The sequence below is a fragment of the Pelomicrobium sp. G1 genome (assembly GCF_051905455.1).
Classification (GTDB): Bacteria; Pseudomonadota; Gammaproteobacteria; order Burkholderiales; family UBA6910; genus Pelomicrobium.
In genome coordinates, this window is sequence record NZ_JBQACR010000249.1 from 1 (window position 1) to 306 (window position 306).

1 pseudogene is annotated in these 306 nt (G+C 63.7%); it reads right to left on the minus strand.

Annotated features, from left to right (window positions below):
• Nucleotides 1-96: 96 nt before the first annotated feature.
• Nucleotides 97-306, minus strand: a pseudogene (locus ACTFO6_RS18380) (YncE family protein); the annotation flags it as partial.

Consider the following 306-nt stretch of genomic DNA (forward strand, 5'->3'; position numbering starts at 1 on the left):
GGCCCGCGCACCGGTACGCAAGGGATGCCGGCCGAGCGCGGGCTGGTGAGGGCCGTGAGTTGGCGCTGTCCCACGGCATGGAGGATGCGCCTCAAGTCACGTGGTCGTGCATCGGCTACAGCGGAGATCCTCCAGGGTCTTCGGCACGATCACGCAGTCGTGGTGGCCGCCCACGCTTGGCAGGATACCCAGCACCTCGTCCGTCCTGGTGTCCATGATGACAATGCCCGATGCGGTTTTCTGGTAACCGCTGAACACGCCTACCACGTATTTCCCGTCATAGGTGACGGCTAACGTGTGCATGTC